Source organism: Segetibacter aerophilus, assembly GCF_007991655.1.
In the GTDB taxonomy this organism is placed as follows: domain Bacteria; phylum Bacteroidota; class Bacteroidia; order Chitinophagales; family Chitinophagaceae; genus Segetibacter; species Segetibacter aerophilus.
On sequence record NZ_BJYT01000001.1, the window covers coordinates 341,296 to 364,426 of the forward strand.

Here is a 23,131-nt window from a genome sequence, read left to right on the forward strand (position 1 = left end):
TTTTAATTGTAAAATATAGAACATGAAAATTTATTATACAGTAGCCATTGCCTTTATCGCAATGACAGCTTTATCTTGTAAAAAAGATAACTATACCCCACCTTCTCGGGCACTAACAGGAAAGCTGGTTTACAAAGGAGAGCCATTACAGTTACAGTACAACCAGGTTGGTTACGAGTTGTACCAATACGGTTTCGGGCTAGTAGGAGCAATAGGTCAGTTTTTCACACAGGAGGGAAATTTTTCTTCTGTGCTATTTCCTGGCGATTATAAACTTACTGTTACCAATGGTTCTGTCCCATTTATTTGGAATAAAACTGCTGCAGGCAAACCAGACTCTATAGGAATAAGTCTGAACGAGAACAAGAATCTTAATATTGAGGTTACACCCTACTATATGATTAGGACGCCTCAATTATCAGCAAGCGGTGGTAAAGTAAAGGCAACTTTTAAAGTCGAGAAGGTTGTGACAGATATTGCCTCAGCCAAAGACATTGACAAAGTGGTACTCCTGATAAATAAAACAGCGTTTGTTTCTGATGACGGAAATGAGAGAATTGCATCAACGAATTTAGCCGGCACTGCTATCACCGATCCAAATAACATTAGTATGGAGGTTCCTATCCCTACAATCGTTCCGGCGCAGAATTATGTGTTTGCACGTGTTGGATTAAGAATCAAAAATTTGAATAGTTATATTTTCTCCCCGGTGCAGAAGATTACTTTTTAGACGAACATGCGAATTAGAAAACCAGGAAGCGTATTACTTTAAAAATCTTATTGATCATTTTTTATAAGTTAAAAAGGCCATTTTCAATGTTTGATAAAATGGCCTTTTTTAAATTATTGTCTTTCTAACTTATTTAGAAAAGGACTTCCTGACTACATCTTTACTTGGCGAGAAGATGTACGGCCTTCTCCATCTTACGAAAAGATCCTGTCCTTGCTTCACATTAATTGAGTATAATATTCATTCTTATGCATAGTATTCCTTTAGTATTCAAATTTCCGGCTAAAAGATTTTTACCTTTTCTCCTGATCATCTTTAGCCTGGTGCTATTTCAATGTAAAGTAAACTCTGCCGCAAGCGGAAATAGTAAGGCGAAAAGTATTAAAGTCCTTATTGTAGGCGGCGGCAGCTCACACGACTTCAATCGATGGTATAAGCAAGCAGATGCTGCGACACTTGAAAGAGATGGATTTGCTACGGTAACATACACTTCTAACACAGACTCTATTCTCAATTTCTTGCCTAATGCGGACGTACTGTATCTAAGCAACAACCAGCCAATAGCCAATCCTGCTGTTAGGCGAGCCATCTTCAATCATGTTAATGCTGGAAAAGGATTGGTTCTTGCACATGCCGCTCTGTGGTATAATTGGAAAGACTGGCCCGAGTATAATCTACAGCTGGTAAGCGGAGGATCGAGGGGGCACAATAAATACGGACCCTTCGATGTAACGGTCATCAATCAAAATCATCCTGTTACTAAAGGGATTTCAGGCAAGTTTAATTTAAAGGATGAGCTATATTATTATATACCTGACGCTGCCGGTCCTGGCATCGACGTATTGGCAAATGCAAGCAGTGAAGGGTCGGATAAGATTTATCCTTCTGTTTTTGTAATAAAAAATCCGAAAGCACGGATTGTAGGTATAGCATTGGGACATGATGCAGAGTCACATGATATTGCTCCTTATCAAACCATTTTAAAGAATGCAATTAAATGGGTAGCTCGAAAATAATTTTTCTTGTCCCCAAATACAGCTTAACGATTGCTATTAAAAAGTAAAACAATGAATGAAAAAATAACAGTGGTCATTGTAGGAATGGGCTTTGGCAAAGAGTTTATTCCCATTTACCAAAACCATCCTAACATCAAGGCGGTCGGTATCTGTACCCGCAATCAAAATACACTTGATGAGTTGGCCGCGAAATTTAATCTTGACAAAAATCTTTGTTTTCAAAATTTTGAAGACGTTCCTCTAAGAGCTGATGTAGATGCAATACATGTCGTTACACCTGTTCCTGATCACGCAAGAATGGTGCTTGCCTCTTTAAATGCAAACAAACACACGGCCTGCACCATACCGATGGCAACATCGGTGGAAGATTGCAAAGCTATTGTTGAAGCAAAAAGAAAAGCCAGGAAGGTGTATATGATGATGGAAACAGCTTTGTATACACGCGAATTTTTATATGGATTGCATCTTGCAGAAACGGGTCAACTCGGAAGAATACAATTTGTAAGAGGATCTCACATACAGGATATGAGTATGGAAGGTTGGGGCGAATACTGGAAAGGCTTTCCTCCAATGTGGAATGGAACTCATGCAATTTCACCTCTTTTAAGAATCAATAACACAAAGGCTGAAACTGTTGTTTGCCATGGATCAGGAAGGTTAAGCGACGATTTGGCAAGCAGGTATGGATCACCTTTCGCTGTAGAGACAGCAACATTTACTCTAAAGAACTCTGATGTGGTTGCTGAAGCGACGAGATCCCTCTTTGACGTCGTAAGGCAGTACAGGGAGAGTTATGATGTATACGGTACAAAAATGTCTTTTGAATGGGAGCAGTTGCAGGATGAAAGTCATGTGATTTTTGACGGCGGTGAAAACGCAAGAAGAATTGATGTTCCAGATACTGACGCGCTATTAATTCCTGAAATAGCACATTTTACCAAAAGAGAAAAAATAGACGATCCGAACCACGTTTCGTTTTTGCAAGGAGCAGGGCACGGCGGATCGCATCCGCATTTAGTACAAGAGTTTTTAGCAGCAATTGTTGAAAATCGTAACTCGGCTGTTGACGCCGATGTTGCGGCTAATTACACTTGTGCCGGTATCTGCGCGCACGAATCAGCAATGAACAATGGTAAAAGGATTAATATTCCTGATTTTGAATTATAGGGTCTATTTTCTTTAAAGCTCGTATCGATATAGAGGTACACAGGAATATCTTCTTCCAAAACTAGTACGAATCTTCAACCTGGTGTAACTACTTTCAACCCGATTCTCTATTTGCTTACTTTATCTAATAGTAGAAAAGTAAAGGGAAATAAGACGGGTTGCAAGAGTAGTCACATCCAATTTAATATTTAATAAAATGAGGAAAGCTACTGTGATATTGGTTGCCACCTTCTGGCTATTGAGCGGATGCTCAAATAAAGTGCGGCTTGGTAAAACCAATGCCAATTCCAATACAACCAACAACGATAACGCTGCAGCGAGTGTCGGTTCTTTAACTGCAAGTTCAACGAAAAAGGTCGCGAATACAAACCTTAAAAATCCAAGAAGGGGCGAAGTGCTGTTTTTAGGGAATCTTGAAAAACACCATGATGCAGGAAAATATGCTCCGTGGCTTGCTATCTCTTTATTTAAGATTGGTATCAACGTCACGTATACAACCGAAATGAATGATTTGAATACCGAAAACCTGAATAAGTATGACGGTCTGATCATTTATTCAAATCATGATAGTATATCTCCTGCACAGGAAGCCGCTTTAAAAAGTTTTGTCGAAGGAGGAAAGGGGCTTGTACCCATCCATTGCGCAGCGGGTTGTTTTAGAAATTCGGAGTGGTATATTAAAGCGGTAGGTGCCCAATACCAGTCAGAGACTACGGGCAATTTTACGGCAAATATTGTAAATGCCAATAACCCTGTTATGCAGGGTTTGTCTGAGTTTGATACCTGGGATGAGAAGTATATCCACCAAAAAATTAATAGCGACAAGACAGTACTGATGGAACGCGTGGATGGCGCTACAAGAGAGCCATGGACATGGATTCGCAAGCAAGGAAAAGGCCGTGTTTTTTATACTGCGTACGGTCACAATGATAGCACATGGACCAAGGCAGGCTTTATGAAATTGGTTAACAACGGAGTGCTATGGGCAATCGGAGATGATGTGAAGGACCAGATAGCAAGACTAAATCGGCCGAACGTAAGTATTTACAGCCCTGAGATTGAGGGCGATTTTACAAAACGTCATATTGTTCCCAAAATGCAGGAGGCCCTGAGCCCCGAAAATTCAATGAAGCTCACACAGGTGCCGGTTGATTTTGAGGTGAAGCTGTTTGCAAGTGAGCCTGATATAACCAATCCTATCGCGATGTCGTGGGACGAAAAAGGTCGTTTGTGGATCGTTGAGTCGGTAGATTACCCCAACACGTTTCTAGAAACTGACGGTGCTGCCAACGACCGTATTAAAATTTGCGAGGATACTGATGGTGATGGTAAGGCTGATAAATTCACTGTTTTTGCAGATAAGCTAAATATACCTACAAGTATGGTCTTTGCAAATGGTGGTGTGATCGTTTCAATGGCTCCATACTTCGTTTTTCTGAAAGATACCAACGGCGACGATAAAGCAGATATTCGTGAAAATGTCATGACCGGATGGGATAAAGGAGATACACACTTCGGTCCATCTAACCTTCAATATGGGTTTGATAATAAAATTTGGGGAGTAGTAGGGTCAGGCTTTAATGGAACTACTAAAGATGGCAAGACCTTGAATTTTAGAACGGGAGTATATCATGTAAAACCTGATGGAACAGACTTCGAATTTCTTGCAAACACAAGTAACAACACCTGGGGTTTAGGTTTTTCTGAAGATAACAATGTCTTTATATCTACCGCGAATAATACACATAGTGCCTACTATTCAATGTCTGGAAAGTATATGCAACGTGCACTGCCAAACGCCTCGTCTGATGCGGCTAATACGACACCGTCTATTTTGCCGGTGCAAAAAATCGATGGTCATTATGATGCGCATACTATGACACCAAATATCCGCCAGGTTGATGTTGTCGGCGGGTTTACTTCTGCAGCAGGCCATCATTTGTATACTGCCAGAAGTTTCCCAAAAGAGTATTGGAACCGGATGGCTTTTGTTTGTGAGCCTACCGTAAGACTTCTTCATAATGCTTTGATAGAACCAAAAGGTGCAGGTTTTGTCGAAAAAGATAAATGGAATTTAATGGCCAGCTCCGACGAATGGTTTGGCCCCGTACAGGCAGAGGTAGGACCTGACGGAGCCGTGTGGGTCGCAGACTGGTACAACTTCATCATTCAACACAATGTATTTGTAGAAAGGCAGGCGCCATCTGAAATGGTGTTGCCGTTTAAAGAGCAGCCTCGAGGCCAGGGAAATGCCTTTATCAGTCCATTAAGGGATATTAGCTATGGACGTATTTACCGGGTTATTTACAAAAATGCTAAGCCTGTCACTGCTTTAAAATTATCAAAAGATGATTTGCCTAACCTGTTAGCAGCGCTTCAGAACGAGAATATGTTTTGGCGAATGACTGCTCAGCGTCTTATCGTCGAATCGAAAAATATGCAGGCGCTGCCTTTTTTGTATAACATTATAAATAATCAAAAAGTCGATGAGGTTGGTTTAAACAGCCCTACTGTTCATGCTTTGTGGACGCTCCACGGACTTGGAGTATTAGACGGTTCAAATGCAGAGGCTTTACAAGTTGTTGTAAAGGCTTTATCTCATCCCGCAGCCGGGGTTAGAAAAGCAGCGGTAGAGGTTTTGCCAAAAACTCAACAATCTATCGAAATCATTCAAAGTAGTAACTTAATAAATGATCCTAATTTAAATACGCGGCTTGCAGCTATTAAAGCAATCATTACTATGCCCGCTTCCTCTAAGCTGGGTGAGTTAATATTTGCAGCATCTCTTAGACCAGAAAATGGAGACGATGAGTGGATCGCTAAAGCTTTACTTGCAGCAGCGATCACACATGAAGATGGATTTCGTGCCGCCGCTTTAAAAGCTCCGCCGGCTTCTCCGGAGCTAGGACAATCAAGTTTTACGGACAGGATCAGCAAGGCATTAAGCAACGAAATTTATACGCTCCCTCGAAGAGGAGCAATGCAATACTCGCCTGATGTAGCCGGAAAAGAGATCATCATAAAAGGCACCGTTTCAAAGCAGGAACAACGTGAATTACAGGGAGTGATTTTAGCCCAGGGAGGGAAAACTGCAGGTTATGGAATTTATATTCAGAATGGCAAATTAACGATGGTAGTAAAGCAAGATGGACAAAACTTCACCGCAACATCAGAGACAGCTGTACCTGATAAATTTGATTTTCTCGCAACCCTTTCTGGCAATGGCGAGATTGGTCTTAGTATTGACGGGAACGAAGTTGCGCACGCGAAAGCACCTTCGCTATTTAAGCAAAACTTGCTACAAAACGTTCGTACTTCCCAGGACTTTAATACGGAGGATAAGATGGGTGTGTATGAAGGCACCTACGGTTTAACAGGCAACCTGCAGACCGCCACAATAGAATTGAAGAGGCCTTCTAAAACCAACCTCAACTCTTCTACGCCGAGCGCTAAAAATTCAACTACTCCTACGGGAAAGGTAACTACTACGAAAACGTTGCCTTCAATAGAGATCAATTTAAAAGTTGTTCCAAACGTAATGAAGTATAGCAAAACACTTCTAACGGTTAAGGCAGGGCAAAAGGTTACCATCAATCTTGAAAACCCTGATGTAATGCAGCATAACATGGTGATCATAAAACCAGGAACCACGCAAAAAGTAGGCGCGGCGGCAGATGCACTTGCAGCAGATCCTAAAGGTGCAGACAAACAATACGTGCCCCGAATTCCTGAGGTGTTACAATTTATAAAACTCCTTGGACCAGGGGAAGATGGAACCATGCAATTTGTTGCTCCGACAACTCCCGGTGATTATCCGTTTATCTGTACTTTTCCCGGACATTGGAGAATTATGAATGGAATTTTACGGGTAACGAAATAAGGCAACAAAAAGATCATTTGTGTAGATTGTCAAGGTTTCCTTTTACAATGCTTATATAGTTACAATGAACTAAAATCAATAAGGAGGGAAGTCGTTTATGGTCAGCATCAGTTTTAGTTCCAACTTAATAAAAATGACAAAAGCAATTAAAACACTTTGCTATACTTTAATGGCTCTCGCAATAGTAGCAAGGTCAGCAGGGCAAAAGGCTGAAGTATTAAGCCGCATCTCCAACAGTGGTACGAACAAGTTTTACCTCACCAATAAAGCACCTCTCCAAAATCAATATTTCGTAAAACTTCCTGTTGCCAGTATTAAACCGGGAGGTTGGGTAAAAAAGGCGCTAGAACTACAGAAAGAAGGTCTGACAGGCAATCTTGGTGAGATCAGCATTTGGCTTTCGAAAAAAGACAACGCGTGGTTGAATAAAGAAGGCAAGGGTAAATACGGCTGGGAAGAATTGCCATACTGGCTAAAAGGGTACGGCAACATTGGTTATGTTTTGAATGATCAGAAGATGATCAGCGAAGCAAAATTTTGGATAGATGCAGTACTGAATAATCAAAGAGACAACGGAGACTTTGGTCCGGCGGTGGAGAAGGGCGCGGGAAAGCGAGACCTGTGGACGAACATGCCAATGCTCTGGTGCCTGCAGTCTTATTACGAATATTCAAAAGACCCACGAGTTATTAAGTTGATGACGAAGTACTTCAAGTGGCAACTGACCATTCCTGATAATAAATTTCTCGAAGATTATTGGGAGAAAAGCCGTGGTGGGGATAACCTTTCAAGTGTCTATTGGCTATACAATCAAACGGGAGAGAAATTTTTATTGGAGCTGGCGACAAAAATTGATAAAAACACTGCAAACTGGCGGCAGGAAAACAATCTTCCAAACTGGCACAACGTAAACATTGCGCAGAGTTTCCGCGAGCCTGCGCAATATTTCCAGCAAAGCAATAACCAGGCGGATCTGAAGGCAACCTACAATAATTTCAAATTAGTAAGAGACCTGTATGGGCAAGTTCCGGGAGGGATGTTTGGCTCAGATGAAAACGCGAGAAAAGGATACGACGATCCAAGGCAGGCAATTGAGACCTGTGGAATGGTAGAGCAAATTACTTCTGATAATATGTTGCTTGGCATTACCGGCGATCCTCTCTGGGCAGAAAATGCAGAAGACATAGCCTTCAATACTTTTTCGGCGGCCTTTACTCCCAATTATAAAGCGCTTCGATATTTAACCGCCCCTAACATGGCTATCAGCGATAGTAAAAATCATGCTCCCGGCATCGATAACAACGGCCCTTTCTTAATGATGAATCCTTTTAGCAGCCGTTGCTGCCAGCACAATCACGCCGCCGGTTGGGTTTATTATTCTGAAAATAGCTGGATGGCAACTCCTGATAATGGCTTAGCTGCTCAATTGTATTTTGAAAACTCAGTTAGTGCGAAAGTGGGTGACGGTACAAAGGTTAGAATTGTTCAAATCACCCGGTATCCTTTTGAAGACCAGGTTGCTTTTACTGTGAATACTCCAAAAGCTGTCACGTTCCCTTTATACCTCCGTGTTCCTGCCTGGTGTAAAAAAGCATCTGTCAAAATAAACGGAAGAACGTTGGCTCTTGAAGCAGATCGCACGGGCTATATCAAGCTAACCAACAACTGGAAGAATGGTGACAAAGTCTTACTGGAGTTACCAATGGAGTTAGAGATCAGGAAATGGGAAAAGAACAAAAATAGTGTTAGCGTAGATTATGGACCGTTGACTTATTCTTTAAGGATTAAGGAAGATTATGTTCAGAAAGATAGCAAGGAAACTGCTATCGGAGATTCAAGATGGCAGGAGGGTGCGGACCCCAAGAAGTGGCCGTCTTATGAAATTCTTCCCGGGTCGGAATGGAATTATGGACTATTGATAGATGAACAAAACCCCCGAAATTCCTTTAAAGTAGTAAAGAAAAAGTGGCCGGTGAATAATAACCCTTTTACCAATGCTACCGCGCCAATAGAAATTATAGCGACCGGAAAAAAGATACCTGCATGGGGGATTGACAAGTACGGATTGGTTGCCGTATTACCTCAAAGCCCTGTGATAACTGAAGAGCCCGTAACCACTTTAACCCTGGTGCCAATGGGAGGAGCGCGTTTGAGAATATCAGCCTTCCCTGTGGTCAAGTAGAACTTTTCAAGCCTCAACACCATAGAAAATTTTTTTCATGAGGGATTTTTCTACAAGCCTTATTTATCATCCTTCGCATTTCTAAAACGTACCATCAGCTAACGCTAAAATCGTATGCGCTATACTACTCTCTTTTTACTATTTCTTCTGTCCGCTTCATGTTCGCGTAGCCAGGTTAGGGTAGACCTTTCCGGTTACAATACAAAGAGTCCGGCAAAGGTGGTGGTAAGCGGAAATCTAATCACTGTAAGTTGGCCAGTGGGTAAAACAGAACATGCCAGATTATTGCTCGATCTCGAAAAAGGCAAGCCATTGGTTAAAACTATAGAATCAACTAATAAGGGAACATTTAAAAAAATTGCCCAAAACCTAGATCCGGCTTTTGTATTAACGGTGGGTAAAAGAGACCTTGTCTCCCAAAACGGCTGGAATATCTTCTTTGATAAAGTTCCTGATAAGCCACACCAGTCTTACACTGTTGACTTCGACAAAAGAAGCGCTTCAGTTGTAACCTCCGGTTCTCAAACGGTCGTGCGTATTTCTAATATGCAATCGGCTTCTTTTAAAGGTGCACTGGAAATTACTTTCTATAATGGCAGTCCTCTTTTCAATGTAGCTGCGGTACTTGCTACAAATGTTGATTCGACGGCTATCGTGTACGATGCAGGGCTGGTGAGTAAAACGCCTGTATGGAAGAACATCGTTTGGTCTGATACCAAAAATCAACTTCAATCAGCTACTGCTAACCAATCTGATACCAGCCGAAATCTTGAAGTGAAGTATCGCACAGTGGTAGGCGAAAGTGGACAGGGTAGCCTTGCAGTGTTTCCTGCTCCGCACCAATATTTTTATCCTCTTGACGAAGCGTTCAATCTCAAATTTGTTTGGTACGGCAGTAATTACCGGAAGATGATTCCCGACTTTGGTTTAGGTATAAGGCAAGACTTGTACGGTGACAGGCGTTACGTTCCGTGGTTCAACGCGCCCCCTAAAACGAACCAACGGCTAAATTTCTTCTGCCTTATAAGTACTGAAAAAGGGGGCAGGGCTTTAGAAGAGGTTAAGAAGTTTACACACAACGACGCCTACGTCACTTTGCCTGGCTACAAAACCATGTCGAGCCATTTTCATAATGAATTTATCATGAGCGTGGTGTTAAAAGGAAAGCCAATACCCGAGAAGCCAAACTTTGTTTCTGTCTTTAAAAACACCGGCGTTGACATTGTTCATCTTGGCGAGTTTCATTATACCGCCCATCCAAAGGGACCGGATGAACAAAGGCTGACAGAATTAAAAGCGTTATTTGACCAATGTAAAAGACTATCCGACAGTAAATTTCTCTTATTGCCCGGAGAAGAGCCGAACGAGTTTTTTGGTGGCCACTGGATGCAATTCTTCCCAAAGCCCGTTTACTGGATTATGTCGAGAAAACCGGAGATGCCTTTCGTAACGAACGATCCAAAGTATGGCAAAGTGTACCGGGTCAATAACAAAGAAGAAATGCTGAATTTGCTTCAGACGGAGAAAGGACTTGCATGGACCGCACACGCACGAACAAAAGGATCTACGGGCTTCCCAGATAAATATAAAGACGAAGCATTTTTTAAATCAGACCGTTTTATGGGAGCTGCATGGAAAGCGATTCCCGGCGATTTATCATTGCCGACTTTAAGCCGGCGTGTTTTCGATTTGATGGATGATATGAATAACTGGGGCTTACAAAAACATGTTATTGCAGAGGCAGATTTGTTTTCGATCGAACCCGAGAATGAGCTGTATGCACATCTTAACGTCAACTACCTACAGCTGGATAAACTGCCTGAATTCGAAAAGGGATGGCAGCCAATATTAACGGCTATGGAAAAGGGCCGCTTCTTTTCAAGTACCGGAGAAATTCTGTTTCCTGCATTTACGGTTAATGGAAAAGGAGCAGGTGAAACAGTGCAGTTAGATGCTACCGGAAAAGCATCGATTGCCGTCAACATCAACTGGACCTTCCCTTTAAATTTTGTCGAAATCATTTCAGGCGATGGTAAACAAGTCTTTAGAAAAAGGATTAACCTTAACCACACGACATCTTTCGGAAAACAAAAATTTACATTTCCTGTAAACGTGAAAAATATGAAGTGGGTGCGGCTTGAAGCGTGGGATGTAGCAGTAAACGGTGCGTTCACGCAATCAGTTTGGCTAAAATAAAGTGTAACTTTAGAAAGCGCTTTCATCAAAAATTCGAAACACTCAATAAAACAAACAAAGTATGAAACACGTGTTCGTGGCTGTTTGTCTGCTTGTCTCGATAAACTCACTTCGCGCTCAAGAGAACGGGTACACCGCGCCCATTAACCCTTACGTTTTTCCAACCTTTGTAGAGGGTACAGCTAAGCAAAAATCAGGTGAGGTCAACAAAGCCTTATTCAATTATAATACAGTAACCGAGGAAATGATCTTTGACCAGGGCGGTAAACAACTAGCTTTAGACAAGATAGAAAATATTGACACAGTATATATTGAGGATCGAAAGTTTATACCTTTTGGAAACGTATTTTACGAAGTTGCAACAACCGGGAAGATACCCTTGTTTATACAGCATAAAATGCAACTCATACCTCCGGGAAACAACAGCGGATTGGTGGCTCTTCACAAACTGCCGCCGTCACAAATATTAGCGAAATAAGAGCTGCTGGTATGGTCTATAGACTAAAGCTTCCCGACGATTATAAAACAATAGACAAGACTGTTTACTGGTTAAGGAAGAACAATAATTACTACATTATTAAGTCAGAAAAAAACACAGAGGACTTGTTTCCTGACAGGGCGGAGGCGATAAAAAAGTTTGTAAAAGAAAATAAAGTAGATTTCAAAAACGCGCAGGATTTGATCAAGGTTATTCAATTTTGCAATCAATAGGAGAGGGGTTTTATGAAATATAAAAGTAAGTTTTTCTGACCGGGCATTTCAGCGTTGCGAATCTTTTCTTGCGTCGCACTCTTTTACTGAGTAGCTACGATCAGCTAACCTTTTACCTCACCCATTTTCAACATCCACTTAAGTATCACAAGCATTGTGAAGTCGTCACTCTTTTCTCCATACTTCGCATCCGCATACTTTTACGAAGTTTTAAGAGAAATATATAAAACAGAGAAAAATATTACATTGCGTCTTATTAATTTCAGATAATGAAGTGTGGGATAATGCTAACGAGTCGCTTTAAATTTTTATCAATTTTTTTATTTCTTGCTCTAAAAGGATTTACTCAAAATACTACTAATACCCTGTTCCGTTTATTACCCTCATCACAAACGGGCGTTGGCTTTGCTAATACAATTACGGAAAGTGACAGCTTGAACATTCTCAATCAAGCCAATATATACAATGGCGGTGGCGTGGGAATCGGCGACTTCAACAACGACGGACTTCCTGATATTTATTTTGCCGGCAATATGGTTTCTAACCGCTTGTATATAAACAAGGGCTCGCTGAAATTTGAGGATGTCACCACAGCAGCAGGTGTTGATGGGGCAGGAAGATGGTGTACTGGTGTTTCAGTAATAGACATCAATAATGATGGTTTGTTAGACATCTATGTCTGTGCTTCGTTCCTTAAAAACAATGTCACCGGTCGCACCAATCTTTTATACGTCAACCAGGGAGTAAATAAGGAAGGCGTTCCGACCTTTAAAGAATCTGCTGCAGCCTATGGCATTGCTGATACCGGCTTTAGTACCCAGGCGTACTTTTTCGATTATGATAAAGACGGAGATTTGGACATGTACCTCGTCACAAACGAAATTTATGATCCTAAAACACCCATTAAGTTCCGGCCCAAAGTAACAGACGGAACTGCAGCCAACACCGATCGTTTATATCGAAATAATGGGAATGGAACTTTTAAGAATGTTTCAAAAGAAGCAGGTATTTTAATAGAAGGGTGGGGCCATGCCGCCTGCATTACCGACATCAATCTCGACGGATGGCCAGACATATACGTAGCAAACGATTTTGTTTCAAATGACCTTTGTTACATAAATAATAAAAACGGGACTTTTACGAATCGGCTCGGGGAATACTTCAAACACACTGGTTGGAACGCAATGGGAACTGACGCGGTCGACATCAACAACGACGGCTTTGTCGATCTGATATCACTCGAGATGCTTCCTGAAACAAACATGCGCAAGAAGCGCATGCTAAGCGGTAACGAATACTACAACTATACAAACAACGAAAAGTACGGCTATGAGCATCAGTATGTGCGCAACGTGCTTCAAATAAATAGCGGCAACATTCCCGGCTCTCATCCCATATTTAATGATGTTGGCTATATGGCTGGGGTTTACCAGACGGACTGGAGTTGGTGTCCTCTCGTCGCTGATTTCGATAATGATGGACTGCGCGACCTCATTATCTCCAACGGCTTACCACGTGATGTAACGGATCTTGACTATATCACCTACAACAATGGCCAGGGAGGCATCGGCGGCAAGTACACACTTTCTATGACAGATTCTTTGCCTGTCGTAAAACTCGCCAATTATGCCTTCAAAAATACGGACGGGCTTTCCTTTCAAAATACCACTGCAACCTGGGGACTAGACAAGGCGGCGTTTTCAAATGGTGCTGCTTACGCCGACCTCGATAACGACGGCGATCTTGATATTGTTATCAATAATATCAATGACGAAGCTTTCCTTTATGAAAATACTGCAAACAGTAACGGCCAGCGAGGCTTGTCTCATACGTTGACTGTAAAGATTGAAGGCCAGGATAAAAACATTAACGGCATCGGTACAACTCTTAAGGCTTACTACGCGGGAAAGCAGCAGTTCTACGAGCATCAGCCTGCTCGTGGTTACCTTTCAACAGATGACTACCGCGCTCATTTTGGCCTCGGCTCAGCTACTGTAGTTGACTCTATCAGGGTAGTATGGCCGAATGGTAAAACACAATTGCTTACTAGCGTCGGTGTCGACAAGACAATTACCGTTTCTGGTAAAGACGCTTCTAATTTAGATAAAGCTCCTTCGCTAAATACCAGCGTACCTCTTTTCACCAACGCTTCCTCGAAGTACGGAATAAAGTTCAAGCCAAAAGAAAGAGACTTTGTCGATTATAATATTCAACCTACCATTCCTCATAAACTTAGTCAATACGGTCCGGGCATTGCCGTCGGTGATATAGACAATAATGGTTTTGAAGATTTTTATGTTGGCGGAACATCGGGTAACCCCGGCGTTTTCTTTATGCAAGACGCACTTGGTAAGTTCGCGCTTGACTCTACGCGATTTTTACAGAAAGAAGATCGTTTGTATGAAGACATGGGCGTTCTCTTGTTTGATGTGGACAATGACAAAGACCTTGACTTATATATCGTAAGTGGTAGTTATGAAATTCCGCCGAACCATCCAATCAGTAACGACCGGTTGTTTTTAAATAATGGTAAAGGTAGGTTTGTAAAAAACGTCGGTGCGCTGCCTAAAGACTCCACTAACGGATCGTGCGTGCGGGCTGCAGATATTGACGGTGATGGAGATCTTGATCTTTTTGTGGGAGGTCGGGTAGTTTCAGGCTCTTATCCCGTTACACCGAAGAGCTTAATTCTTAAAAACGACGCCGGTAAGTTCACTGATGTTACCTCAGCATATTGTCCTGAACTGCAGTATGCTGGAATGATTACAGATGGCTTATGGAGTGACTTTGACAACGACGGTAAAGTAGATCTTATCGTTGCTGGAGAATGGATGCCGGTAACCGTGTTTAAGAACACCGGCAAAGGCCTTGTCAAGGTGACCAACACGGGATTAGAAAACCATCTCGGCTGGTGGAACAGCCTGGCAGCCGGCGATTTTGACAACGATGGCGACATAGATTACATAGCTGGTAACCTTGGTCTAAACACAAATTATAAAGCGTCGGTTTCAGAACCTATTACCATACTAGCAAAAGATCTCGACAACAATGGCTCTTTAGATGCCATGGTTTTTTGTTATTTAAAAGCAGAGGACGGTACGACGAAGCCTTATCCCATGGCTACTAAGGATGATATGGTAAGCCAGTTAGTGTCTACGCGTAAAAAATACCCGACCTATAAAGCGTACGCAGTAGCAACAATGGATGATTTTTGGAGTACTAAGGACAGGCAGGACGCTATTGTAATGCGGGCCAACGACATGGCTTCCTCTTTTATTCAAAACGAAGGAAACGGCCATTTTTCAATCAAACCTCTACCGTTCCAGGCGCAGGCTGCTCCGGTGTATGGGATGGTGGCTGAAGACTTTGACAACGACGGAAACCTGGATGTAATGATGGTGGGCAACGACTTCGGAATAGAACCTTACAGCGGTCGACACGATGCATTTATGGGCCTTTATTTAAAAGGTGATGGAAGAGGAAACTTTAGCCATCTCACACCTGCCGAGAGCGGATTTTTTGTAAAAGGGGATGCAAAAGGACTGGCACAAATTCATACAGCAAAAAACGAAGATTTACTGATAGCTACACAAAACCAGGACAGCCTGATTGCTTTCTCAAAAAACCCTTTAAAGACTTCAGTAGTTTCTAAATGGGTCAGCTTACGCCCTGATGATTGTGCTGCAGAGTTTGTATACAAAGACGGTACAAGACGAAAGGTTGAGTTTTATTACGGATCAACTTATTTGTCCCAATCATCAAGGAAGATTCCTTTTGCAAAAGGGTTGGAGAAAATGACAATTATCAATTTCAAAGGCCTAAAAAGGGAAGTGCTATGAAAGTAGTAGTTGTAATACTTTTTACAATTGCCCTTGCAGGTTCTACTTTGGACGCCTGTGCAAGATCTTGGAAAGAGAAAACCGAAAACGCGGTTTACTTACATCGTGCGATTAAAGAGGTCACAGATGTGATGGTGCATGATATATATTCTCCGCCTGTTGCCTGCCGCACGTATGCTTACGTTTGCATTGCTGCATACGAATCCATTATTCCACAGAACAACGAACGGTATCGCAGTTTTGCCGGCCAATTACATCAACTTACTTCGCTTCCGAAACCAACTGCCGCAGATTATAGTCCGTCACTTGCTGCCGTTCAGGCAATCCTTACCGTGGGTAAAGCATTGGTCGTTTCAGAAGAGAAAATTGAAGCATTTAAAGCCAAACTCCTGCAAGAATTTAAGGATGACGGGATACCTGAAGATGTCTTTAATAACTCTATTGCTTACGGTCAGAAAGTGGCAGATCATATTCTTAAATGGGCAGGGCAGGATAACTATAAGCAGACTCGCACCTTTGCAAAGTACGCAGTAACTGACGACCCGGCCACCTGGAAACCTACACCTCCTGCATACATAAAAGCCATAGAACCTCACTGGAATAAAATCAGAACTTTTGTTATTGACTCGGCTGCTCAATTCAAGCCTTTACCGCCAACCCCTTTTTCATTCAGCAAAAAAAGTAAGTTTTACCAGGAGGCGGTGGCTGTACAGATGATAGGTTTAAAGCTTTCTAAAGAACAAAATGAAATAGCCAATTTTTGGGACTGCAATCCTTTTAAAATGAATGTGAGAGGACATGTAATGTTTGCTACAAAAAAGATTTCTCCTGGTGGTCACTGGATTAATATAACAAGATTGGCTTGCAGGAAAGCAAATGCAGACCTGGCTAAATCAGCGGAGGTGTATGCTAGTCTTGCTATCACGCTTGCCGATTGTTTTATTAGTTGCTGGGATGAAAAGTATAGAAGTAAAGTTATTCGGCCCGAAACCTACATCAACCAGTACATCGACGCTCAGTGGGTTCCTTTGCTTCAAACGCCTCCCTTTCCTGAATATACAAGCGGGCATAGCGTGGTCTCTGCTGCCGCCTCAGTGGTACTTTCAAGGTTTTTTGGTGCAAATTTCTCTTACACTGATTCGACTGAGTTTGAGTTTGGATTGCCTGCGCGAAATTTTACTTCTTTTCAAAACGCTGCAGAAGAAGCAGCGATAAGTCGATTTTATGGAGGCATACATTATATGCCTTCCATTACCAATGGCTTACTTGAAGGAAAAAAAATAGGATTATTTGTAAGTCGGAAATTAAGAACAAGAACCGATGAACAGGCTGTCCTAAAGGAGAAAGTGGCGAAGTAGTACTTGTGCCTTGCGCTGTTTTAGATTACTTCCCAACTTTAGAATAGTAGTCTATAAATAAAAAAGCAGAGGCCAATAATCTCTTCAATAAATATTACCACTACACCTATAAAAACTTTTTTCATTACTGTTTTTTATTCTGGGAAAAATCCACGATCTGGACACTTACTTGTAAAGATGCCTTTGTTGCCGATTAAGTTGCAATTAAATGATAAGAGTAGATAGAGGTTTGATTTTTAAAAGCTTCAATTTCTGCCATAAGACTTCTCTCGTTACCATTATACACTTGCTGTGGACGCACATTCTTAACAAAGAAAAATAATTGAAAAAATTTAAGGAAGCGTTGGGTAATCTAAAAAATTAGTTTAGCTTTGAATTTCAAAGTACTTTTAGTACCACAAATATTTATAAGATGCAGCAACCAATCATTACGAAATTTTCTTCGGCTCTGTACAAAAGCATAAAAGATGAATGGAAGTAATATTTATATTTTTTTGCCGCTATACTTTGAAATTCAAAGCACTTTAAACTACAGCAACTTTTATAATTTAAACAAGCAATCTTATGACACACTCTGGTAATTCAACATCTCATCTCAATGAAGCTTCGTTAGTTAAGCGCATGCTGGTCGGCGCAGGCATTGGTTTATTACTGATCTCACTTTTTCTGTTTCCAGCAGGAAAACCCAACCCTGAATGGGGGAGGTTCTGGATGATAAGGCCGCTGATTATTGTTCCATTAGCGGGAGCAATGGGAGGGTTGTGTAACTGCTTTATTCTTCAGTTTCACAAACGGGTTGGGGTAAATAAGGCGCTTGCTATCATCATAAGCGTAATTGTATTTATTGTTGGATTATGGCTCGGAACCGTTTTAGGATTAGACGGAACAATGTGGGACTAAGCCCGTGATCATAGTAATACTATTTAAAACAAGTATAAGCAATACACAATGAGAGACGAGATACTCAAATATAAAGATGACCCAAAGCAGCTCGAGAAGCTGTTTAGAACCAATAAGACGCTTTTTAAAAAAGAGTTCAATGCCCAATACGACGAACTTAAAGGCAACACTTTGGCTGATTTTTGGAATGAAAGGCTGAATCATGAAAATGATGAGATTAGCTGGGGCTCGGGGAAAGAACTATTATTTGTGCTCGTCGCTTGCCTGGTGGCAGGTATCATTGCCAAGCTACCCGCACTTTTCAACTTGCAAGAAGAAGATTTTTACCGGAGAAATGTTGGTTTTATCATATTCCCTGTATTGTCAGCATACTTTGCCTGGAAGAATAATTTGTCGCTCGGTAAAAGTCTTTTTATTGCCGTAGCATTCCTTGCCAGCTCTGTTTTTATCAATTTTCTTCCCAACGAAAACAAGAGCGACACACTAATTTTATCGTGTATTCACTTGCTATTATTTTTATGGTCGGTACTTGGTTTTGCATTTGTTGGTGGGTCGCGCAATGACAATGAGAAGCGGCTTGGTTTCTTAAAGTTTAATGGTGATCTCGTAGTCATGACGGCCCTCATTCTAATCGCCGGCGGCATTATGACCGGCATTACTATCGGTCTGTTTTCGCTAATAGGTTTCAATATCGAGAAAGTATATTTCGAGTATGTTGGAATTTTCGGTCTTGCTTCCGCACCTATTGTAGGCACTTACCTTACGCAAACCAACCCGCAGCTCGTTGGTAGAGTTTCTCCTGTGATCGCCAAAATTTTCAGCCCTTTAGTATTAGTGATGCTGGTAATTTACCTGGTTGCGATGATCTACTCCCAAAAAGATCCATACAACGACCGTGAATTTTTACTTGTTTTTAATGCCCTATTACTTGGTGTGATGGCAATTATTTTCTTTTCCATCGCAGAAGGATCAAAGACAACTAAAAGCCAAACAGAGACTTGGATACTTTTCTTTCTTTCTATTGTAACAATCGTTGTTAACGGCATAGCATTGTCTGCCATCTTATTTCGGATTACAGATGGAGGAATTACTCCAAACAGGGCGGCAGTGTTAGGTGGCAACGTGTTAATTCTAATTAATCTTTTATTGGTAACAGGGCAACTGTACCGTGTACTTTCTAAAAAGGCTCCAATTGATGGGGTTGGGAAAGTAATAGCATCTTACCTGCCCGTCTACATTGTGTGGGCTGTAATCGTAACCTTCATATTCCCGCTGATTTTTGGGTTTAAATAGACAGGTGTTTAAAGTCAAGAGCAGATATATGCGTGCTATCAAGTAACACTTAAAGCTTTGTCCCGTAGAGTTGTAGTACTTTTTAACAAGTGATCTGCAGGACCACTCTTATTACTCTAAAATCAATAAAATTTAATCGGGAATAAGTTCCACTAACGAACGTTTGTTTATCTGTTGCTGCCACAATTTTAAACATAATGGCGCAATACTTCCTGCCATTTATGCGTTGTTGAATACCAAAAGGCATGAAAATCAGGAAAAAAGGTGTTGAATTTTAACGGCATGTCCTTTGTCAATGGTAGGCAAATCCTTAAAATAAATTTGGATGAAATGATGATGCTGCCATTTTTTTTAATTAAAAATATGGTTTATGAAGAAGGTTATTTTGATGTTAGTAGTTTTTCTAATTAGTGGTGCTGCAACTTTATATGGCAAAAAAATAAGACAAATTATTTTTGAAAAGCCCCAAAATAAGACGGTTCGTTTTTTAGTGTTTGCAGGCACTGATTATTCTGCTCCCATTTACAAAAAAGAAAAAGCTACGGTGTCCCTAACTATTTCACGGCTTACAAATGGCAAGGAAGAGATAGTTTGGCAGGAAGTTTTGGATAAAGGAAGCGTGCGAAATTTTCCTAACTATTCCAATGCGATGTACAGAGAGGTTTGTGTACACAACGTATTCGACAATAGAGAAACTTTAGTCGCTTACTATACGGTTTCTTATGCCTCCAGAAAATCACAGATGTCCTACGTTCAAGGGGAGGCCTTACCACAGGGTTCGGCATTAGATACTTTACAAGTTAAAATTTAATTCTTGTCATTAGGCCAAAGTAGTTGCTACAAAAACTTCTGCTGAAACAGTGCCAGTACTATCCGCTCCAGTTACTTTTAAATCTTTCTGATCTAGTCAGTTTCAAACTATTGGCAGTAGGATTTTAAAAGTAGCTCCTTCTCCGGGATTGCTTTCAGCAGCAATGTACCCGTTATGATTTTCCACCACTCTTTTCACAATGGCTAAGCCAACGCCTGAGCCGCTGTATTCCGCTTTTCCGTGCAGCCTTTGAAACATTCTAAAAATTCGCTCGGCATATTCTTGTTGAAACCCGATACCGTTATCCTGCACCTTGATTAGGTGATACCTATGATTTTTCTTTTCTAAGGGAAGGTCAAACGACGACGTTTCACCTGTTACGATCTCAGCAGTCACGGTAATGTGTGGCGTTATATTATTCTGACTATACTTTAGAGCATTTTGAATGAGATTATGAAAAAGCTGTTGTAGCTGCCTTTTATGTCCGTCAACTATTGGTAACTCTCCAATTTCAACAAATGCACCTTTTTCTTCAATAGCAATTTCCAAATCATGAATTACTGTCTCCAATTTCTTATTAAGGTCAACTTTTTCAAGCAAGTCAATACCCATACTTATTTGAGAGTAATCTAAAAGATCGTCTATCAACAAACTCATTCTATGAGTTGCATCTTCTACCCGGTCAAACAAATTTTGCTGTTCATTACTTAGAGAACTGAAACTTGATTTCAGCCGGCTATAAAATACTTGCATTTTTCTCACAGGTTCTTTCAAATCGTGCGAGGCGGCATGTGCAAACTCTTCGAGATTTGCATTAGATCGTTTCAGTTCTTCTATATGTTTTTCCAGTTGAAACTGAGCGGTTTTAAGGGGAGTGTGATCAGTAAAAGTAACCAGCACTTCCTCACCGACCTTGGTACTCATTAGGTCGAGGTATAAGTCATGTCCGTCTACGTTATAATGTATGTCCTGCCGCTGTGTTTCTCCAGTTATAAAAGTCTTCTTATACATTTCAAACGTCCCATTGCCTATATATCCGGGAAACCATGTACTGCCTAATGCTCCAGCTAGTACTTCGGGAGTTTGCCCTACGTATGCTGCAAAGTTTGCGTTGGTAATTACAAAACGAAAATCTACGATTTCACGAGCGTCATTATAAACGGGTGAAAAAGTAAACATACCAGATTGTGCAGCATTAAAAACAGCAGCTAGCCTCTTAACTGTCTGCCTGATTTCCAGTTCCGCTTTTTTAATGGTAGTTACGTCGGTAAAAACATTAATCAGGCTATCCTCGTTCATCTTAGCAACAGATAATTCGAGCCATTTCTCTGTAGGCTCAAAATAATATTGCATGATAAAGGGCTCGCCTGTTGTAAGGGTCTCAAGGGCTTTTTTGAAAATTGGGCTCGTTAAAATATTAGGATCATTTTCGGAAATTTTGTTGTCAAGCATCTGGTCTAAGGGCATACCTACATACTTCTCAGACATTGCATTAGCTATGATCGTTCTTCCATCAATCACATCACCCGAATCATTACGAATTACTTCGGTTACCGTTATGCCACTAGGCGAGTATTTCATAATGTTATCCAGTAAGTTCCGTTGCTCTTCAATTTGCAGGCTCGCTAACTTTTGTTCGGTGATGTCGCGAATTGTAACTACCACAGTTTCCTTATCAGTAGGAACAATCACATAGTCATACCAGTTACTAATACCAGTTGTTACAAAATGTGTTACATCATGTACTGGTCTACCTGTTTCAAGAACTTCACAAAAAAGCTGGAAAAAGCCGTTTGTTTTATTCTCCGGAATTATTGCCAACATGGAAGCTCCAATAACTTCTTCTGAAGAAAGCTGCAGGGGGGCAGTGATGTTTTTGTTCGCGAACAAGTAACGGAAATCAACAATTTCTTCTTCACTATTACGGACTGCTTTTAGCGCGTAGATGCCGTTAAAGGAGGCATTTAGAATACTATCTACTAATAGTTTTTGCTGTTCCAGGTCAGCAGTTCGTTCTTCCACTCTTTGCTGTAATGTGCTTTCACTTTGTTCCAGCTTTTTTCTGGTAAGGGCTTGCTCCGTTACGTTGTGAGCTACGCAAAATATACTGCTGATTTCTGCAGCTGAAGCATTTTCGTAATAGGGTTTGAAAACCAAATCGAAATAGCGCAGTTCCCTTACTTCGTTAATCAACAAGGTGGCAGGGAAGGCTGCAATAGAATAAGGCTTACCTGTCAACCTAACGTTTTCTAATATCGCAATTAATCCCTGCGAGTCTGCTTCGGGTAGTGCTTCAAGTATGGGTTTTCCTATGATGGCAGAAGTTCGGCCAAGAAAAAGTAGCATGTTTTCGTTGGCAAAATCGAATATATAATCAGGGCCGCGAACAATACAGATTGCTACGGGAGCTTGCGTAAACAAATGACGAAGGTGCTGCTCTCGATTTTTAATCCTTTCAGTTGCAAGTACTTTTTCTGTTGTTTCAGTAACCACACAAAACACCCCTCCGACTTCTCCTGACGAAAGAAAAACGGGGCTGTGGGAGTAGGTAAAATAAGCAGCCTCAACGTAACCATGCCTGTTAATTTCCAGCAGTTGATCTTCTGCCAGTGTAGCCTGTTTTTTATCAAACACTTCTTTAACCATGGGCTTTACTTCTGCCCATACTTCACTCCATACTTCATGTCCTTTGCCTCCTAATGCCTGCGGATGTTTTTTACCTGCAATTGGCAAATAGGCATCGTTGTAAAACATAACGGTATCTTCTCCCCACCACAGAAACATTGGGAAGCGTGAAGCCAACAGCAGACTAATTGTATTACGTAAAGTCTCAGGCCAGGTGTCAGGTAAACCAAGGGGCGAAGTGCTCCAATCCTTCGAACGCATAAGTGCGCCCACCTCACCTCCGCCATTTAAATTCATCAGCCAATCAGATCCTGTTACTTGCATTAATACAACGATTACTGTTAAATTCAAATGTAGAGATATTATGTATCCCATCATTAAAAAACAGCAAGTCGCATCCTATATCAAGCGTAAAAATGGCGC

14 protein-coding genes are annotated in these 23,131 nt (G+C 41.2%); 13 read left to right on the top strand and 1 reads right to left on the bottom strand.

The genetic code is table 11. The annotated features are described in order from the left end of the window. The first annotated feature begins 22 nt into the window (after positions 1-22). The 13 genes from SAE01_RS01430 (at position 23) to SAE01_RS01490 (ending at position 20,083) form a co-directional block, all read left to right on the top strand. On the top strand, positions 23-730 hold the full coding sequence (locus SAE01_RS01430) for a DUF3823 domain-containing protein (protein ID WP_147201748.1): 708 nt from the start codon (positions 23-25) through the stop codon (positions 728-730). 248 nt (positions 731-978) lie between these two features. Continuing rightward, positions 979-1,746 carry a ThuA domain-containing protein gene (locus SAE01_RS01435; RefSeq protein ID WP_147201749.1) on the top strand — a complete coding sequence of 256 codons (768 nt, stop codon included), beginning with the start codon at positions 979-981 and terminating at the stop codon, positions 1,744-1,746. Positions 1,747-1,797: 51 nt separating this feature from the next. Then, complete coding sequence (locus SAE01_RS01440) at positions 1,798-2,913, top strand: Gfo/Idh/MocA family protein (protein WP_147201750.1); 1,116 nt, start codon at positions 1,798-1,800, stop codon at positions 2,911-2,913. Positions 2,914-3,109: 196 nt separating this feature from the next. Further along, positions 3,110-6,793: a PVC-type heme-binding CxxCH protein gene (locus tag SAE01_RS01445; RefSeq protein ID WP_147201751.1), complete on the top strand. Its 3,684-nt coding sequence runs from the start codon at positions 3,110-3,112 to the stop codon at positions 6,791-6,793. Between the two features lie 133 nt (positions 6,794-6,926). Next, the gene (locus SAE01_RS01450) at positions 6,927-8,975 is read left to right on the top strand and encodes a beta-L-arabinofuranosidase domain-containing protein (RefSeq protein WP_147201752.1); all 2,049 of its coding nucleotides are present in this window, start codon (positions 6,927-6,929) and stop codon (positions 8,973-8,975) included. 114 nt (positions 8,976-9,089) lie between these two features. After that, positions 9,090-11,171 (top strand): CehA/McbA family metallohydrolase domain-containing protein, encoded by a 2,082-nt coding sequence (locus SAE01_RS01455; RefSeq protein WP_147201753.1) that lies wholly within the window; start codon positions 9,090-9,092, stop codon positions 11,169-11,171. A gap of 61 nt (positions 11,172-11,232) precedes the next feature. Next, positions 11,233-11,649 carry a hypothetical protein gene (locus SAE01_RS01460; RefSeq protein WP_147201754.1) on the top strand — a complete coding sequence of 139 codons (417 nt, stop codon included), beginning with the start codon at positions 11,233-11,235 and terminating at the stop codon, positions 11,647-11,649. 11 nt (positions 11,650-11,660) lie between these two features. Continuing rightward, entirely contained in the window at positions 11,661-11,882 is a 222-nt protein-coding gene (locus tag SAE01_RS01465; protein WP_147201755.1) for a hypothetical protein, read from the top strand. Positions 11,883-12,151: 269 nt separating this feature from the next. After that, a complete protein-coding gene (locus SAE01_RS01470; protein ID WP_147201756.1) occupies positions 12,152-15,721 on the top strand; it encodes a VCBS repeat-containing protein in 3,570 nt (1,189 codons plus the stop codon). Further along, a complete protein-coding gene (locus SAE01_RS01475; RefSeq protein WP_147201757.1) occupies positions 15,718-17,079 on the top strand; it encodes a vanadium-dependent haloperoxidase in 1,362 nt (453 codons plus the stop codon). Before SAE01_RS01470 ends, SAE01_RS01475 begins: the two co-directional genes overlap by 4 nt. Positions 17,080-17,643: 564 nt before the next feature. Then, on the top strand, positions 17,644-17,979 hold the full coding sequence (locus SAE01_RS01480; RefSeq protein WP_147201758.1) for a potassium transporter KefB: 336 nt from the start codon (positions 17,644-17,646) through the stop codon (positions 17,977-17,979). Between the two features lie 48 nt (positions 17,980-18,027). Continuing rightward, the gene (locus tag SAE01_RS01485; RefSeq protein WP_147201759.1) at positions 18,028-19,272 is read left to right on the top strand and encodes a hypothetical protein; all 1,245 of its coding nucleotides are present in this window, start codon (positions 18,028-18,030) and stop codon (positions 19,270-19,272) included. A gap of 370 nt (positions 19,273-19,642) precedes the next feature. Beyond that, the gene (locus SAE01_RS01490; protein WP_147201760.1) at positions 19,643-20,083 is read left to right on the top strand and encodes a hypothetical protein; all 441 of its coding nucleotides are present in this window, start codon (positions 19,643-19,645) and stop codon (positions 20,081-20,083) included. A 102-nt stretch (positions 20,084-20,185) separates the two neighbouring features. Here the strand turns inward: SAE01_RS01490 and SAE01_RS01495 are convergent, their stop codons facing one another. Beyond that, a complete protein-coding gene (locus tag SAE01_RS01495; protein ID WP_170234050.1) occupies positions 20,186-23,059 on the bottom strand; it encodes a PAS domain-containing protein in 2,874 nt (957 codons plus the stop codon). Positions 23,060-23,131 lie beyond the last annotated feature (72 nt).

Bases quoted from the DNA above. Each gene is read 5' to 3' on its own strand.
- SAE01_RS01490 (WP_147201760.1), top strand. From the start codon at position 19,643: ATGAAGAAGGTTATTTTGATGTTAGTAGTTTTTCTAATTAGTGGTGCT.
- SAE01_RS01460 (WP_147201754.1), top strand. From the start codon at position 11,233: ATGAAACACGTGTTCGTGGCTGTTTGTCTGCTTGTCTCGATAAACTCA.
- SAE01_RS01480 (WP_147201758.1), top strand. From the start codon at position 17,644: ATGACACACTCTGGTAATTCAACATCTCATCTCAATGAAGCTTCGTTA.
- SAE01_RS01445 (WP_147201751.1), top strand. From the start codon at position 3,110: ATGAGGAAAGCTACTGTGATATTGGTTGCCACCTTCTGGCTATTGAGC.
- SAE01_RS01430 (WP_147201748.1), top strand. From the start codon at position 23: ATGAAAATTTATTATACAGTAGCCATTGCCTTTATCGCAATGACAGCT.
- SAE01_RS01470 (WP_147201756.1), top strand. From the start codon at position 12,152: ATGAAGTGTGGGATAATGCTAACGAGTCGCTTTAAATTTTTATCAATT.
- SAE01_RS01475 (WP_147201757.1), top strand. From the start codon at position 15,718: ATGAAAGTAGTAGTTGTAATACTTTTTACAATTGCCCTTGCAGGTTCT.
- SAE01_RS01465 (WP_147201755.1), top strand. From the start codon at position 11,661: ATGGTCTATAGACTAAAGCTTCCCGACGATTATAAAACAATAGACAAG.
- SAE01_RS01440 (WP_147201750.1), top strand. From the start codon at position 1,798: ATGAATGAAAAAATAACAGTGGTCATTGTAGGAATGGGCTTTGGCAAA.
- SAE01_RS01455 (WP_147201753.1), top strand. From the start codon at position 9,090: ATGCGCTATACTACTCTCTTTTTACTATTTCTTCTGTCCGCTTCATGT.
- SAE01_RS01485 (WP_147201759.1), top strand. From the start codon at position 18,028: ATGAGAGACGAGATACTCAAATATAAAGATGACCCAAAGCAGCTCGAG.
- SAE01_RS01450 (WP_147201752.1), top strand. From the start codon at position 6,927: ATGACAAAAGCAATTAAAACACTTTGCTATACTTTAATGGCTCTCGCA.
- SAE01_RS01435 (WP_147201749.1), top strand. From the start codon at position 979: ATGCATAGTATTCCTTTAGTATTCAAATTTCCGGCTAAAAGATTTTTA.